Source organism: Streptococcus oralis subsp. oralis, assembly GCF_002096495.1.
Classification (GTDB): Bacteria; Bacillota; Bacilli; order Lactobacillales; family Streptococcaceae; genus Streptococcus; species Streptococcus oralis_CU.
Genome location: NZ_NCUO01000012.1, coordinates 652,609 through 669,236, shown reverse-complemented (window position 1 = coordinate 669,236; position 16,628 = coordinate 652,609). Strand labels below are relative to the sequence as shown.

General features: G+C 39.5%; 12 protein-coding genes. 8 read left to right on the top strand and 4 right to left on the bottom strand.

What is annotated here, in order from left to right; translation table 11 throughout:
• The first annotated feature begins 5 nt into the window (after window positions 1-5).
• The 3 genes from B7717_RS08685 (at window position 6) to B7717_RS08675 (ending at window position 3,407) form a co-directional block, all read left to right on the top strand.
• Window positions 6-278, top strand: a complete 273-nt coding sequence (locus tag B7717_RS08685) for a PspC domain-containing protein (protein WP_007522068.1) — start codon at window positions 6-8, stop codon at window positions 276-278.
• A 380-nt stretch (window positions 279-658) separates the two neighbouring features.
• Window positions 659-1,417 (top strand): ABC transporter ATP-binding protein, encoded by a 759-nt coding sequence (locus B7717_RS08680; RefSeq protein WP_038805341.1) that lies wholly within the window; start codon window positions 659-661, stop codon window positions 1,415-1,417.
• Window position 1,418: 1 nt separating this feature from the next.
• On the top strand, window positions 1,419-3,407 hold the full coding sequence (locus B7717_RS08675; protein WP_084944557.1) for an ABC transporter permease: 1,989 nt from the start codon (window positions 1,419-1,421) through the stop codon (window positions 3,405-3,407).
• A 40-nt stretch (window positions 3,408-3,447) separates the two neighbouring features.
• Here B7717_RS08675 and B7717_RS08670 read toward each other — a convergent pair whose 3' ends face one another.
• On the bottom strand, window positions 3,448-4,143 hold the full coding sequence (locus B7717_RS08670; protein WP_084918319.1) for a VIT1/CCC1 transporter family protein: 696 nt from the start codon (window positions 4,141-4,143) through the stop codon (window positions 3,448-3,450).
• 217 nt (window positions 4,144-4,360) lie between these two features.
• Here B7717_RS08670 and B7717_RS08665 point away from each other — a divergent pair, with 217 nt between their 5' ends.
• From B7717_RS08665 to ftsY, 3 genes are read left to right on the top strand one after another with little or no spacing between them, the layout of a single operon-like run.
• Entirely contained in the window at window positions 4,361-5,152 is a 792-nt protein-coding gene (locus B7717_RS08665) for a Cof-type HAD-IIB family hydrolase (protein WP_084944710.1), read from the top strand.
• Window positions 5,152-5,970, top strand: a complete 819-nt coding sequence (locus B7717_RS08660) for a Cof-type HAD-IIB family hydrolase (protein WP_000763413.1) — start codon at window positions 5,152-5,154, stop codon at window positions 5,968-5,970. Before B7717_RS08665 ends, B7717_RS08660 begins: the two co-directional genes overlap by 1 nt.
• A 3-nt stretch (window positions 5,971-5,973) precedes the next feature.
• Window positions 5,974-7,284, top strand: coding sequence for a signal recognition particle-docking protein FtsY (ftsY, locus tag B7717_RS08655; RefSeq protein ID WP_042902208.1), 1,311 nt, complete (start codon window positions 5,974-5,976; stop codon window positions 7,282-7,284).
• A 43-nt stretch (window positions 7,285-7,327) separates the two neighbouring features.
• On the opposite strand, the gene zwf is transcribed toward ftsY, so the two are convergent.
• The 3 genes from zwf to B7717_RS08640 form a co-directional block, all read right to left on the bottom strand.
• Window positions 7,328-8,815 (bottom strand): glucose-6-phosphate dehydrogenase, encoded by a 1,488-nt coding sequence (gene zwf / locus B7717_RS08650; RefSeq protein WP_000096114.1) that lies wholly within the window; start codon window positions 8,813-8,815, stop codon window positions 7,328-7,330.
• 149 nt (window positions 8,816-8,964) lie between these two features.
• Entirely contained in the window at window positions 8,965-9,705 is a 741-nt protein-coding gene (locus B7717_RS08645; protein WP_001096337.1) for an amino acid ABC transporter ATP-binding protein, read from the bottom strand.
• Window positions 9,705-11,870 carry an ABC transporter substrate-binding protein/permease gene (locus tag B7717_RS08640; protein ID WP_000726964.1) on the bottom strand — a complete coding sequence of 722 codons (2,166 nt, stop codon included), beginning with the start codon at window positions 11,868-11,870 and terminating at the stop codon, window positions 9,705-9,707. Before B7717_RS08640 ends, B7717_RS08645 begins: the two co-directional genes overlap by 1 nt.
• A 180-nt stretch (window positions 11,871-12,050) precedes the next feature.
• Here B7717_RS08640 and uvrB point away from each other — a divergent pair, with 180 nt between their 5' ends.
• Window positions 12,051-14,039: an excinuclease ABC subunit UvrB gene (gene uvrB / locus B7717_RS08635; protein ID WP_084944556.1), complete on the top strand. Its 1,989-nt coding sequence runs from the start codon at window positions 12,051-12,053 to the stop codon at window positions 14,037-14,039.
• 19 nt (window positions 14,040-14,058) lie between these two features.
• On the top strand, window positions 14,059-15,885 hold the full coding sequence (locus B7717_RS08630; protein ID WP_049520357.1) for a DUF2971 domain-containing protein: 1,827 nt from the start codon (window positions 14,059-14,061) through the stop codon (window positions 15,883-15,885).
• Window positions 15,886-16,628: the final 743 nt, after the last annotated feature.

Here is a 16,628-nt window from a genome sequence, read left to right as displayed (position 1 = left end):
CAATCATGAATACAAAATTTTATAAAATGAGACGAAATCGTATGGTGTCAGGAGTTTTAGCTGGTCTATCAGACAAGTGGAATTTTGATGTAACCCTAGTCCGCTTTCTCTTCGCCATTTTTACCGTGGCAAATTTTGGAATTGGTGTGATTATTTACATCATCCTTGCCTCTATCTTACCAACCAAGGAAGACATAGAAGCCGAAATGTACGGAACAGGACCACGCAAACGCAAGGAAGCCCAAGCCATTGAAGACAATGATGGCTGGTTTTGGTGAGTCGGATTTGGAAATAGTTTATAGATGATTTCCTTGTTTCTTGAAGAAATTAGAAAAAGTAGTGAATCCTAACCCTTGCATCCGCAAGGGTTTTCTTCTTGCCTTTCTTTTATGGTAAAATATTGATAGCGAAATTGCTTGATATTCTTCAATCTTACAAAAATGTAAGATTAAAGTCTCTTTTGTAAGGTTAGGTTATGGCAAGCCATCTTTTTTTGCGATAAACTAGACTCATAAAGAATAAAGGAGCAAAACCATGAAAAGAATTTTACAAAAGAAAACAAGAAAACCAAGTCAAAAAGATATCGAGCGTGTTCAACTGGGATGCGCTATGATGCAAGCACAGTTTCAAATGATGGGATATTAAGAAGGAGAAAATCATGACACTTTTAGATGTAAAACACGTTCAAAAAATCTACAAAACACGTTTCCAAGGAAACCAAGTCGAAGCACTCAAAGATATTCACTTTACCGTAGAAAAGGGTGACTACGTTGCCATCATGGGTGAGTCTGGTTCAGGAAAGTCAACCCTGCTCAACATCCTAGCTATGCTGGATAAACCAACTCGAGGCCAGGTTTACCTAAACGGAACAGACACAGCCACTATTAAAAATTCACAGGCTTCGAGTTTCCGTCGGGAAAAGTTGGGATTTGTCTTCCAAGACTTTAACTTGCTAGATACCCTGTCTGTTAAGGACAATATCTTGCTTCCGCTAGTATTATCACGAAAATCTATCACAGAGATGATGAAGAAATTGGTAGTAACCGCTGAAAATCTGGGCATCAACCAATTGCAAGAGAAGTACCCTTACGAGATCTCAGGAGGTCAAAAACAGCGGGTAGCAGTAGCACGCGCCATCATCACAGAACCTGAAATTCTCCTTGCGGATGAGCCAACAGGAGCCCTTGACTCCAAGTCATCTGCAGCCTTACTCGATGTATTTGATGAAATCAATGAACGCGGTCAAACTATTCTTATGGTAACCCACTCAACGGCAGCAGCCAGCAGGGCCAAGCGAGTTCTCTTTATCAAGGACGGCATTCTTTACAACCAAATTTACCGTGGAGACAAGACAGAGCGTCAGATGTTCCAAGAAATCTCTGATACTTTGACTGTTATGGCAAGCGAGGTGAATTAGTATGTTCCGATTAACCAATAAGTTAGCGGCATCCAACTTGATTAAAAACCGCAAACTCTACTATCCCTTTGCCCTTGCTGTTCTCTTAGCAGTGACCATCACCTATCTCTTTTACTCACTGTCACTTAATCCTAATATTGGCAAGATACGAGGGGGAGAAACTATCTCTATGACCCTCGCTCTCGGTATGGTGGTTGTTACCATCGCTTCTGGAATTATTGTCCTTTATGCCAATAGTTTTGTCATGAAGAACCGTTCCAAGGAGTTGGGTGTATATGGTATGCTGGGGCTTGAAAAGCGCCATTTGATCAGTATGGTTTTTAAGGAGCTTCTTATTTTTGGTTCCTTAACCTTGACAGCTGGTCTCGGTCTAGGAGCTCTCTTTGATAAGCTAATCTTTGCCCTCCTTTTGAAGTTAATGAATATGAAGGTAGAGCTCGTTTCGACTTTCCAACCAATTGTCTTTATCCTAGTTCTCATCGTCTTTGGGGTTATCTTCCTAGGTCTAATTTTTATCAATGCCTTTCGCATCGCACGCATGAATGCCCTTCAGCTCTCTCGTGAAAAAGCCAGTGGTGAGAAAAAAGGACGTTTCTTAGGTGTCCAAACCATTCTAGGTCTGATTAGTTTGGGAGCGGGTTACTATCTAGCAGTAACAGTCGAAAACCCACTTTCTGCTGTTCTGATTTTCTTCGTAGCAGTTTTGTTAGTAATTTTGGGAACTTATCTTCTCTTCAATGCAGGGATTACAGTTTTCTTACAAATCTTAAAGAAAAACAAGCGTTATTATTACCAACCCAACAACATGATTTCCGTATCCAATCTCATTTTCCGTATGAAGAAAAATGCGGTTGGTCTGGCGACGATTGCTATTCTCTCAACCATGGTCTTAGTGACTATGTCTGCTGCAACAAGTATCTTTAAGGCATCAGAAAACTTCAAGAAGGTCATGAATCCACATGATTTTGGGATTACAGGACAGAATGTTGAAAAAGAAGATATCGAAAAACTCTTGAGCCAGTATGCTAGTGAAAAAGGATTGACTGTCACAAAGAAAGAAGTCCTTACATACAGTAACTTTGGTGTGGCAAATCAAGAAGGTACGAAATTGACAATTTTTGAGAAAGGTCAAAATCGTGTTCAACCGAAAACTATTTTTATGGTCTTTGACCAAAAAGACTATGAGAATATGACAGGACAGAAACTTGCACTTTCAGGTAAGGAAGTTGGATTGTTTGCTCAAAACAAGCAACTTCAAGGTCAAAAAGAACTGACTCTGAATGACCAGACCTACACGATCAAAGAAGAAATCAAAAAAGATTTTATTCTTGAACATGTCCCAAATCAGTACAATATTCTAACTTCGGATTATAACTATTTGGTTGTTCCTGACTTGAAAGCCTTTCTTGACCAGCATCCTAATTCTTCCATCTTTAATCAATACTATGGTGGTATGAATGTAACGGCTAGTGAGGAAGAGCAGCTTAAAATTGCAGATGACTATTCAAAATTCGTTAACAACTTTAATAGAGAACTAAACAAAGAAGGAAGCTATGTTTACGGAAGCAATCTGGCTGATAGTAGTGCGCAGATGAGTGCTCTCTTTGGTGGAGTTTTCTTCATCGGTATCTTCCTCTCTATCATCTTTATGGTGGGAACGGTTCTTGTCATCTACTACAAACAAATCTCTGAAGGCTATGAAGATCGTGAACGCTTTATCATTTTGCAAAAAGTCGGTCTCGATCAAAAGCAAATCAAGCAAACCATCAATAAACAGGTCCTAACTGTTTTCTTCCTCCCATTGCTCTTTGCCTTCCTACACCTTGCCTTTGCCTATCATATGCTTAGCCTCATCCTAAAAGTAATTGGGGTGCTAGATGCGACCATGATGTTGACTGTCACTTTATCCATCTGTGCTATCTTCCTCATCGTCTATGTCTTAATCTTTATGATTACCTCAAGAAGCTATCGCAAGATTGTGCAAATGTAAAAAAAAGATACCTCGATATTCATCGAGGTATTTCTTTATCTTAAATGCTGAAGAGTTGTCCAAACAGGTAAGTCACTCCCATGGTGAGAAGTCCGATACAGAGGTTACGGATCATAGCAGTTTTCGTAGGTGCCTTGCCTAGTTTAGCACTGGTATAGCCAGTGACGAGAAGGGAAAGGGCAACGATAAAAACAGTAGCAGGAATGCGATAATCACTTGGAAAGACAGTGATCGAAAGCATGGGAGGAAGACTTCCCAGTACAAAGGCGATAAAGCTAGAGATTGCAGCATGCCAAGGATTGGTAAATTCTTCGTACTCGATACCGTATTTTTCCTCAACCAAGGCTTTGAGTGGATTCTTTAAAAAGGCCTTGTTGGTCAAGAGTTGGGCTGACGTTTCACACTCACCATTTTGTAAGTAAGCAGCATAGAGGGATTGTTTTGCAGATTCGATGTCTTTATCCAAGAGTAATTGCTCTCTAGCAACAGCGGCTTCTTCCGTGTCTTTCTGAGTGGATACAGAGACATATTCGCCGCCTGCCATAGAAAAAGCGCCAGCGAGGATAGCGGCCAAACCTGATAAAAAGATAATCCAGATATTGCTCGTCGCACTGGCAACACCGATAACGACTCCAGCAATGGAAATAATTCCATCATTGGCTCCTAGAACACCTGCGCGTAGGATATTGAGTCGGCCTGTAAAGTTAGCATCAATTTCATGTTTTATTTCTGTCATAGTCATCTCCTTTCTCTCCATTATAGAGAAAAGGGTAGGGGAATACAAACTTTTTAAACTATCTGAAAAAAGTTCTACGATTCTAATTTTTAGGCCCTTTGAAGTTTTACCGAAAAAGCACGGCAATACAGTTGCCAATCCTACTGTACAAGTCCTTTTTTAGCTTATCTATGGTATAATAGAAGGTAGATTTATCAATTGGAGAATGAAGGATTTTATGATTAAACTTGTAGCAACCGATATGGATGGAACCTTTCTAGATGGAGAGGGTCGGTTTGATATGAAACGCCTCAAAAACGTACTTGTTTCCTACAAGGAAAAGGGGATTTATTTTGCAGTGGCTTCAGGTCGTGGTATCCTGTCCCTGAAAAAGTTGTTTGCAGATGTGCGTGATGAAGTGATTTTTATAGCTGAAAATGGGAGCTATGTTGAGTTTCATGGTGAGGATATGTATGAGGCTACTATGTCTCGGGATTTTTACTTGAGCACTTTTGAAGCTTTAAAGAAATCACCCTATTTTGATGAAAGAAAAATGCTACTGACTGGGAAAAAAGCTTGTTATGTTTTGGACACAGTGGATGAAACTTATCTTAAGTTAAGTAGTCACTACAATGAAAATATTCAAAAAATAGCACGTTTGGAAGAGATCACGGATGAGATTTTTAAATTCACCACTAACTTCACAGAAGATACGATAGAAGCTGGTGAGGCCTGGGTAAATGAAAATGTTCCTGGTGTGAAAGCCATGACAACTGGTTTTGAATCCATTGATATTGTCTTGGACTATGTTGATAAGGGTGTAGCTATTGTTGAGCTGGCAAAAAAACTTGGTCTGACCATGGATCAGGTTATGGCTTTTGGCGATAATCTCAATGACCTTCACATGATGCAGGTAGTGGGGCACCCCATCGCTCCTGAAAATGCGCGACCAGAAATTTTAGAATTAGCAGAAGCAGTGATTGGCCACCATAAGGACCAATCAGTGATGGCTTATATGGAGGGTTTGTAATGGCAGATATTAAATTGATTGCACTGGATTTGGACGGTACTTTGCTGACAACGGATAAAAAGCTGACAGATCGTACCAAGGCGGTCCTCAAAGCTGCGCGTGACCGTGACATCAAGGTCGTTCTGACAACGGGACGTCCTCTGAAGGCTATGGATTTCTTTCTCCATGAGCTAGGGACTGATGGTCAGGAGGATGAGTACACCATCACCTTTAATGGTGGTCTAGTACAGAAAAATACAGGGGAGATTCTCGATAAAACCGTCTTTTCAATCGACGATGTGGCACGCTTGTACGAGGAAACTGAAAAACTCGGATTACCGTTAGATGCTATTTCAGAAGGAACCGTCTATCAAATCCAGTCAGACCAAGAAAGTCTCTATGCTAAGTTCAACCCAGCCCTGACTTTCGTACCTGTCGCTTTTGAAGATCTATCTAGTCAGATGACGTATAATAAATGCGTGACTGCTTTTGCCCAAGAACCTTTGGATGCAGCGATTCAACAGATTTCTCCAGAATTGTTTGACCAATATGAAATCTTCAAATCGCGTGAACTCTTATTGGAATGGTCGCCGAAAAACGTCCACAAGGCAACAGGTTTAGCGAAATTAATTAAACACTTGGGAATCGACCAAAGTCAAGTCATGGCTTGTGGGGACGAGGCCAATGACCTTTCCATGATTGAATGGGCAGGTCTGGGAGTTGCTATGCAAAATGCTGTTCCAGCAGTTAAGGAAGTTGCCAATGTGATTACCCCAATGACCAACGACGAGGAAGCCGTTGCCTGGGCTATCGAAGAATACGTGCTAAAGGAGAACTAAAATATGGGATTATTTGACCGTCTATTCGGAAAAAAAGAAGAGCCGAAAATCGAAGATATTGTAAAAGAAGCACTGGAAAATCTTGATTTGTCAGAAGAGGTTGAAGAGAACCAAACGGCAGTCGAAGAAACTTCTCAGGAAGAGACAGCAAGAGACAAAGTGGAAGAAACACCCGCTCAAGAAGAAATTCCTCAAGTCTCAACAGAAGAAGTGATTGAACCAGAAGCAGTCGAAGAAACTGCTCAGGAAGAGGTTGAGCTAGAATCTGATGAATTGGAACAATTCCAAGAGCCGGAAGAAATTCTAGAAGAAGAGAACCAAGAAACTGTAGAGTTCGAAGAAGGGTTAGCTTCTGAAGTAGTAGAAGAAGAACTTCCTCAGGTTGAAGAAACCGTACAGGAAAAATATGACCGCAGTCTCAAGAAAACCCGTACAGGATTCGGTGCTCGTTTGAATGCCTTCTTTGCCAACTTCCGTTCTGTCGATGAAGAATTCTTCGAGGAATTGGAAGAACTGCTCATCATGAGCGACGTCGGTGTGCAGGTCGCTTCAAACTTAACAGAAGAACTACGCTATGAAGCTAAACTCGAAAACGCTAAGAAGCCTGACGCACTTCGTCGTGTTATTATCGAGAAATTGGTTGAACTTTATGAGAAGGATGGCAACTACGATGAACAAATCCACTTCCAAGATGGTTTGACCGTCATGCTCTTTGTTGGTGTTAATGGTGTTGGGAAGACAACTTCTATCGGGAAATTGGCTCATCGCTACAATCAAGCTGGCAAGAAAGTCATGCTGGTTGCAGCAGATACCTTCCGTGCGGGTGCTGTGGCCCAGCTAGCTGAATGGGGTCGACGTGTGGATGTTCCTGTTGTGACGGGACCAGAAAAGGCTGACCCTGCTAGTGTGGTCTTTGATGGGATGGAACGTGCTGTAGCTGAAGGGATTGATATTCTCATGATTGATACAGCAGGTCGTCTGCAAAACAAGGACAACCTTATGGCTGAGTTGGAAAAGATTGGTCGCATCATCAAGCGTGTCGTGCCAGAGGCGCCACATGAAACCTTCTTAGCACTCGATGCTTCAACTGGACAGAACGCTCTGGTACAAGCTAAGGAATTTTCGAAGATAACACCATTGACTGGAATTGTTTTGACAAAAATTGACGGAACTGCCCGAGGTGGTGTTGTTCTGGCTATCCGCGAAGAACTCAATATCCCAGTAAAATTGATTGGTTTCGGTGAAAAAATCGATGATATCGGGGAATTTAACTCAGAAAACTTTATGAAGGGTCTCTTAGAAGGATTGATTTAATACAAAATAAATATCCTGCAAGTCATCTTGCAGGATATTTTTGCTATTCTAAACGGCCCTCTTCACGATAGGCGATATCTGGTTGCCAGGTCCATTTAGCTCCATACTTTTCAAGTAAGTCAAAGCTAGCTTGTGGCCCCATGCTCCCAGATTTATAATCGTAGAGTGGAGCTCCGTTTTCAGCCCAGAGCTTTTCGATACGGTCAATCAATTTCCATGAAGCACTTACCTCATCCCAGTGGCTAAAGTTGGTAGAGTTGTTATTCAAGACATCGTAGATTAATTTCTCATAAGGATCTGGTGAGGCCCCAGTAGCAGTAGCATCTGTACGGTAATCCAGAGAGCTTGGTGCCAGGTTGAATTCTTCACCGACTTGCTTCCCATTGAGGCTGAGAGAGAATCCTTCAGTTGGTTGGATATAGATGGTCAAGATATTTGGTGCTAATGGTTCTCCAAAGATAGAGTCCATTTGCTTAAAGACGATATTGACATGAGTTCCTTTTTCAGTCAGACGTTTACCAGTACGGAAAAAGAAGGGAACACCGCGGAAACGATCGCTGTCTACAAAGAAGGCACCAGATGCAAAGGTTTCTGTTGTAGATTCAGGATCGACGTTTGGCTCGCTACGATAGGAAATGTATTTCATGCCATCGATTTTACCAGAGCGATACTGACCACGGATAAACTGTTCTTTCAATTCTTCCTCAGTTGGATGATAGAGGTTTTTAAAGACCTTTATCTTTTCAGCACGAATCTCATCTTTTGTAAAGCTAGCTGGTTTGTCCATGGCTAGAAGAGAAAGAAGTTGGAGAGTATGGTTTTGCACCATATCACGAAGGGCACCAGATTGATCATAGTAGCCACCACGTTCTTCTACACCCAAGCGCTCTGCAAAGGTAATCTGAACATTATCGATGTGTTCGCGATTCCAAACATTCTCAAAGATCATGTTGGCAAAACGAACAGCAAAGATACTCTGAATCATCTCTTTACCTAGGTAATGGTCGATACGGTAGATTTGCTCCTCATCAAAGGCCGCAAGGAGATCTTCGTTGAGTTTGCTAGCTGTTTCGTAGTCTGTACCAAATGGTTTCTCAACGATCAAGCGCTCAAAACCTTTGCCATCAACAATGTTTTCAGATTTGAGGTGCTTGGCAATAGTTCCAAAGAACTGAGGTGCCATAGACAAGAAGAAGAGCTTATTGTGTTCAGCTTGGTATTTTTCGTTAAGCTCAGCTTGTAATTGGCGCAAAGCAATGTAATGTTCCGTATCGTTCACATCATGGCTTTGATAGTAGAAGTGGCTAGCAAATTCTTGGGCTTGCTCGGTACTATCTGCCAAATCAAGGATGGACTCAACAACTACAGATTCAAAATATTCCTTACTCCAAGGTCTACGAGCTGTTCCAATAACAGCAAAATGCTCAGAGAGATTGCCTGATTTATAGAGTCTGAAAAGGGAAGGGTAGAGTTTGCGTTTAGCTAAATCTCCACTCGCACCGAAAATTGTAACAATAACCTTTGATGACATCTAGCTACCTAATTTCTATATTTTTTCCTAGTTGGACTAGGGATGAGATTTCCTCATTATCATAGTTTTTATTTTATCATAATTTTCAAAAAAAACAAAAAATCCAATACGCAATTAAAAAACTGTAAGGAGAACCTTACAGTTTTGTTTTATACATTTAAGACCTTGTCCAAGAACTCTTTTAGACGAGGGTGTTGCGGGTTGTCAAAGATTTGATCTGGAGTTCCATCTTCTAGGAATTCACCATCAGCCGTAAAGATAACACGGTTAGCCACCTGACGAGCAAATCCCATCTCATGGGTTACGATAATCATGGTCATGCCTTGTTCCGCCAATTCCTTCATAACATTCAGTACATCTCCAACCATTTCAGGGTCCAGAGCGGAAGTTGGCTCATCAAAGAGCATGATATCAGGATTCATGGCAAGTCCACGCGCGATAGCTACACGTTGTTTCTGACCACCTGAAAGGCTATCTGGGTTGGCATTAGCTTTATCTGCTAGTCCAACCTTTTCAAGCAACTCCATCCCCAATTTTTCAGCTTCTTCTTTGGTCATCCGTTTGTGTTCAATAGGTGCAAAAGTGATATTTTCTAGGACGGACATGTGTGGGAAGAGGTTGAAGTGTTGGAAGACCATTCCCACGTTTTCGCGAACATGGTCGACATTGGTTGATTTTTCAGTCAAATCATAACCATTCACTGTGATGTGGCCACTCGTTACCTCCTCGAGAAGGTTAAGGCTACGGAGGAAAGTGGATTTACCAGAACCAGAAGGACCGATGATGCAGACAACATCTCCTTCATAGAATTTAGTTGTAATTCCTTTTAAAACTTCGTTTTTTCCATAATACTTATGCAAATCATTTACATCAATTTTTAGTTTTGCCATTATCGAATCCTCTTTTCTAAGCGTTTCGCTAGTCTAGTCAAAAGCGTGATAATTACAAGATAGAAGATAGCAAGGATTGCATACATCTTGAAACTTTGGTAGTTACGGGCGATGATGATCTTACCAGTTTGGAAAAGTTCCACCAGACCGATAGCAGACACGATGGTTGTATCTTTGAGAGCGATAACGAATTGGTTGACAAAGTTTGGCAACATCAATTTAGTCGCTTGTGGCAAGATAATCTTACGCATGGTTTTTCCATAAGAGATACCAAGACTGCGGCTGGCCTCCATTTGCCCAACTGGAACAGCTTGAATCCCACCACGAACAATTTCAGCGATATAAGCAGCAGCATTGAGTGAGAGGGCAATAGTACCAGCTACAAAGTCATTAATTGGACTTTGTTGGCCTGTAATGGACTCGATGAAGTTTGGAATTCCCCAGAAAATGAAGGCTGCAAGAATCATCAATGGGATACCGCGAATAACATCAACGAAAATCTCAGAGATTAGACGAAGAGATTTGTATGGACTAACGCTAAACATACCAAAGATAATCCCGATGACAATGGCAATTGCAAATGAGATAAGAGCTAGAGCAAGAGTGATTCCAAGTCCACTAAGAAGTTGTTTGTAGTTGTTTTGAAGCAAGCCCCAGATAGTAGTTTCGTCAACCGTACTTGTAGAGTCAGTTGAAGTTTCGCTAGCTAGATACTTGTCAAGAATCTTTTGGAATTCTCCGTTAGCTTTGAGGTTCGCAAGTCCGTTATTGAACATCTGGATCAATTCAGGATTTGTTCCTTTTTTAACCGCAAAGGCAGTTTCACCGATTGGAGTTCCAGCGATTGGTGTTTTCAATTTTTGACCTTGGCTGATAGAATATTTGAGAACTGGCTCATCATCCATCACGGCATCGATAGATCCAGTATTCAGACTGTCATACATTGATGCGCCATCTGCAAAGGTTTTAATCTTATAACCGTATTTGCTTTGGTTCTCAGTAAGGAAGGTTTGAGAGGCAGTTCCGTTTTTAACACCGACAGTTTTATCCTTGAGGTCTTCATAAGAAGCAATTGTGCTTGATTCTTTCACACCGAGAATCGTATTTGCTGTGTAGTATGATTCTGAGAAGTCAAAGGTTTCCTTACGGGCATCTGTTACAGACATACCAGCAATGATACCATCTGCTTGTCCTGCTTGAACAGCACTGATTGCTGCGTCAAATCCTGGGTTGGTAATTTCAATTTCAAAACCTTGATCTTTGGCAATGGCCTTGATGAGGTCCATATCAATACCAGTGTATTGATTGCTTGAATTTTGAAAGACGAATGGGGCAAAAGATGAGTCGCTGGCAATAATGTACTTGCTTTTCACTGGAGTAGCTTTTTGTCCAGCAGCAGTAGTTGTCGTTGGGCTTGCCGTAGTTGTAGAAGCGGTCCATTTTTGGATGATTTGCTCCAAGCTACCATCCTTTTTCATTTGTGCTAGGGCTTCGTTAAACTCGGTAACCAAGTGTTCATACTTGCTTCCTTTCTTGACACCAAAGGCAAAGCTTCCAACAGCCTCACCATCCATATTGATGCTGAGATCTTGTCCTTGGTTAATCGCATACTCAATAACAGGTTTATCATCCATGATGGCATTTACAGCACCAGCACTTAGACTGTTATTCATCAAATCACCTGTATCAAAGGTTTTAATAGAGAAACCGTATTTATCTTTGATACTTTCGAGGAAACGTTGGGCGGCAGTTCCGTTCTTAACTCCAACTGTTTTTCCGCTAAGTTCCTCATATTTGGTGATTTTATTTGCCTTTGTGGTAGCAATGACAACTTTTGTATCATAATATGTATCAGACATGGTAAAGACATTTTCACGTTCTTTTGTTTTTGTCATACCTGCCATAATAGCATCTGCTTGGCCTGACTGCACCGCATTTACAGCTGCATCAAAGCCAGGATAAGACATTTGGATGTTCCACCCTTTGATTTCTGCGACTTTATTGATAATATCAACATCAATCCCTTTATAGGTTTGATCTGAATCTTTAAACTCAAAAGGTGCGTAAGCTGTATCAGACACAATCTTAACAGTATCAGCTTTTGCCATACCTAGTGAGAAAATGGGAAATAAAATGAGCAAACATGCTAGTATTTTTTTCTTCATTTTTAGTCTCCTTTTCCGAATATTTTCCCATTATATCAGAAAATGAATGAAAAGGCAAATTTTATGGTTTTTATGTAAGAAAATGTAACATAGAATCCTTGCTCTTATCAACTTAGAGAGGAGTCTGAAAAGTAAATTTATGGTAAAATAGAAGGATAGAAAAATGCAGATGAGGCAATCATGATAAATCGAATTACAGATAATAAATTTAAACTAGTATCAAAATATGAACCTTCAGGAGATCAACCCCAAGCGATTGAGCAGTTGGTTGACAATATCGAGGGTGGAGAAAAGGCTCAGATTCTGATGGGGGCGACGGGTACAGGGAAGACCTATACCATGAGTCAGGTCATTTCCAAAGTCAACAAACCAACTCTGGTCATTGCCCATAACAAAACCCTAGCTGGTCAGCTCTATGGGGAGTTTAAGGAATTTTTCCCTGAAAATGCTGTTGAGTACTTCGTATCCTACTATGATTATTATCAACCTGAGGCCTATGTCCCTTCGAGTGATACTTATATTGAAAAGGATAGCTCGGTCAATGATGAGATTGACAAGCTCCGTCACTCAGCGACTTCAGCACTTCTGGAGCGCAATGATGTCATCGTTGTGGCTTCAGTCTCTTGTATCTATGGTTTGGGTTCGCCTAAGGAATACTCTGATAGCGTGGTTAGTCTTCGTCCAGGTCTTGAGATTTCTCGTGATAAACTTTTGAATGACTTGGTCGATATTCAGTTTGAACGTAATGATATTGATTTCCAACGGGGAAGATTTCGCGTGCGTGGGGATGTGGTGGAGATTTTCCCAGCTTCCCGTGATGAACACGCTTTTCGAGTAGAGTTTTTCGGGGATGAGATTGACCGTATCCGTGAAGTTGAGGCTTTGACAGGTCAGGTATTGGGAGAAGTGGATCATTTGGCGATTTTCCCTGCCACTCACTTTGTGACCAATGACGACCACATGGAAGTTGCGATTGCCAAGATTCAGGCAGAATTAGAAGAGCAGTTAGCCATATTTGAGAAGGAAGGCAAACTGCTAGAAGCCCAGCGTTTGAAACAGCGGACAGAGTATGATATTGAAATGTTACGTGAGATGGGCTATACAAATGGGGTTGAGAACTACTCTCGTCACATGGATGGTCGTAGCGAAGGAGAGCCTCCTTATACGCTTCTCGACTTCTTCCCAGATGATTTCTTGATTATGATTGATGAAAGTCACATGACCATGGGGCAAATCAAGGGAATGTACAATGGAGACCGTTCGCGTAAGGAAATGCTGGTTAATTATGGTTTCCGTTTGCCGTCTGCCTTGGACAATCGCCCTCTCCGTCGTGAGGAGTTTGAAAGTCATGTGCATCAGATTGTTTACGTTTCAGCGACACCTGGTGACTATGAAAACGAACAGACCGAGACAGTGATTGAGCAAATCATTCGTCCGACGGGGCTTCTAGACCCAGAAGTGGAAGTTCGTCCAACTATGGGACAGATTGATGACCTCCTAGGCGAAATCAATGCCCGTGTTGAAAAGAATGAACGGACCTTTATCACCACTTTGACTAAGAAAATGGCAGAAGACTTGACCGACTACTTCAAAGAAATGGGCATCAAGGTCAAGTACATGCACTCGGATATTAAGACCTTGGAACGAACGGAGATTATCCGTGACCTACGTTTGGGTGTCTTTGATGTCTTGGTCGGAATTAACCTTCTTCGTGAAGGGATTGACGTTCCTGAAGTGAGTTTGGTTGCCATTCTAGATGCTGATAAGGAAGGTTTTCTACGTAACGAACGTGGCTTAATCCAGACCATTGGACGTGCTGCTCGTAACAGCGAAGGGCATGTGATTATGTATGCGGACACGATGACTCAATCTATGCAACGTGCCATTGATGAGACGGCCCGTCGTCGCAAAATCCAGATGGCTTATAATGAAGAACATGGTATTGTACCTCAGACAATCAAGAAAGAAATCCGTGACCTGATTGCTGTAACTAAGGCAGTTGCCAAGGAAGAGGATAAGGAAGTCGATATCAATAGCCTTAACAAACAAGAACGCAAAGAACTCGTCAAGAAACTGGAGAAACAAATGCAAGAAGCCGTCGAAGTGCTTGACTTTGAACTAGCAGCACAGATACGTGATATGATGTTGGAAGTCAAGGCGTTGGGATAGGTTGTTAGTAGGAGATAAAATGGAAGAGTTAAATTATTTTACAGGTAAATTTAGTAAATCTGAATTAGAAGATCATTTTGATTCCTTGGATGAAGAAAAACTGAAATCCGAACTTGAAAATTTTATAAATCAATATTTAAAATTATCTGAAGAAGAACAATTGAAATATGTTGAACCTGTTCTTTATATTTTTAGAGATTTTGAAGAGAAGATTGATAAAATTATCCAAAAAAAGATTTTAGAGTCCATAAATAAAATACTATCAAATAATTCACAAGTATATAGTTGGAGTGTACGCTTTAGTTATTTAGATTCTCTTTATTATTATTTATTTGAAACTGAAAGATATGAAGAATATTCTAAACTGTTTGAAAATGATAGTTATTTCTTTAAAATCCTTGATTTAATATTAGAAGAAAATATAGAGGATGGAGAATACTCTATTTCGGACTTACTTTCGGTTTTTCTTCAACTATTTAGACAAAAAAGTTTACCAGAAGAAAGAAGAAACTACTTTAAGAGGGAATTAGAATCATTCATCAAGTTTTTATTCGAAAATAGTATTTTTGAAGATAGTATTTTTGAAGATAGTATTTTTTGGTATTTTAGATTAGATAAGCTTGTTTTAATTTTTCAATTTGAGCATTTAAAGATAATAAATAACTATTTCATGGAGAATCCTCAAGCTGAATATGTTGATGACTACCTAGATTTTGTGTCAAGATACTTTGATGTTGTAATTACAAATTCGATTGATGTTGTTCGAAAGATAGCAGAAGAAAATGATTCGGATATCATCCGAAATCAAGCTATTAAGATAATTGAGAAATATGATAACGATTATTTAAATGAGAAAAGTAACCCAGAATCTATCTCAGCATTTGATGCTGAACAACTTTTAGAACAAGCGGACAAGATTATATACTATATTCGTTCTAAATTGACTGTTGATGCAAATGAGTTGAAAGAAATAGGTTCCTTTGGACATTATACTAAGATTGATACTCTAACAAATTTTCTCATAAAAGCTGACTTGAAAAATGAAAATAATTCTGAAACTCAACCTCCATTTTTACGACTTACTAATCTAAAACAGTTAAACGACCCGATGGAAGGAAGAGTAATATATGATTATTTGGGTATAGATAATACGTTTTTCAAACAATATCAAACTTCCAATGTTTTTATATCTTCTCTAACCACGGTATCTGATAGTTTACCAATGTGGAAGGAATATGCAGATTCATCTCAGGGAGCATTTCTTGAATATGAACTGTCTTATCTTGAAGATATAGTTGCTCATAAATCGATAGAGTTTGTTAAAGTTCATTATTTAGATTTAATGTCAGAGAATAAAGATGAAACAGATGTTGGTAAATCTCTTGATGATTTAAAACAGCTATTTGAAAAATTGCAAGACCTGGAAGCTGAAAAAGAATTGATAAGTTTTGCTGAGAAATTGAAGAAGATTTCTTACCTTTTCAAAGTTAAAGACTATGAGTATGAAATGGAGTATCGTATTTTAATTAATTTAGATGATACAGCTATACAAAATATTATTAAAAGAGATGCTAATGATTCATCAAATGATAAGTACTTTAAGAAAGAAGAAATTGGGTTAGAAATTTTTGATAAAGTTAACTATAATGATTTTAGGAAGTATATCGTATTAAACCCAAAAGATAATGGCAGATATGATTTATTTGTATACATTAATCTGGCTCCTTTGAAATACTCAAAAGTTATTCTAGGGCCAAAGGTTACGGATGCAGATTATATTGCTCCTTATCTCAAACTTGCTAATCCTGATATAGAGATAGAAAGTTCGAAAATTCCTTATCGTTAAGTTGAGAATAACTTAAAGCAGAAGGTATTTTAGAGAATTTAGTGAGATTAAAATAGATATTGCAGACTAAATTGGAAAATTTTAAATCTTAAAATTTAACTTTGAACCTATACCACCTTTACGTTTTAGAATATATTTTAAATAGAGGGAAGTTATTATGAATTTGAAAGAGAAGAAGTATAAGAAGTCATCGGGCTTAGATTCTGTTCGTTTTTGGTTACAAGGGCATCGATTTGTCAAATTTATGCTTGATATTGTCTTTTATATCATCTTGTTCCTAGTTATAGAATTCACAACATCACAGAACAAAAGCATTCCAGCTGATTTTCGGTACAGAGAACTCTTGTTTCCCTTGCAATTAAATCTTTTTATCTTGGGTTATAGACTCTATGCTTTCTTTTTACCAGTGAAAACAAAAAAAGAAAAGACCCTTAAAAAATTCTGTGAACCCTTTATTTATATCAATGTCCTTAGCTTCATTTTTCAACTGATTGGCGTCAGAAAAAGAGGAAGAGTTGTTCTCTCACCTTTGTTTTCACTGGAGTCATCCTATATCTGGTTTCCTATTGTCGTCTACCTTCTGGTCTTGATGTTAACTTTGGCAATCTTCTTTCTCTCTAAAGGCTCAAAAAAAGGAGTAGATGAAAATGAAGATGAGTAGACAAATGAAGTACAAGACAAAAGAAAAGTCTTCTTGGACTAATAGGATTTTTCTTTGGATGGAAAGGCACAGAAGGATTGCT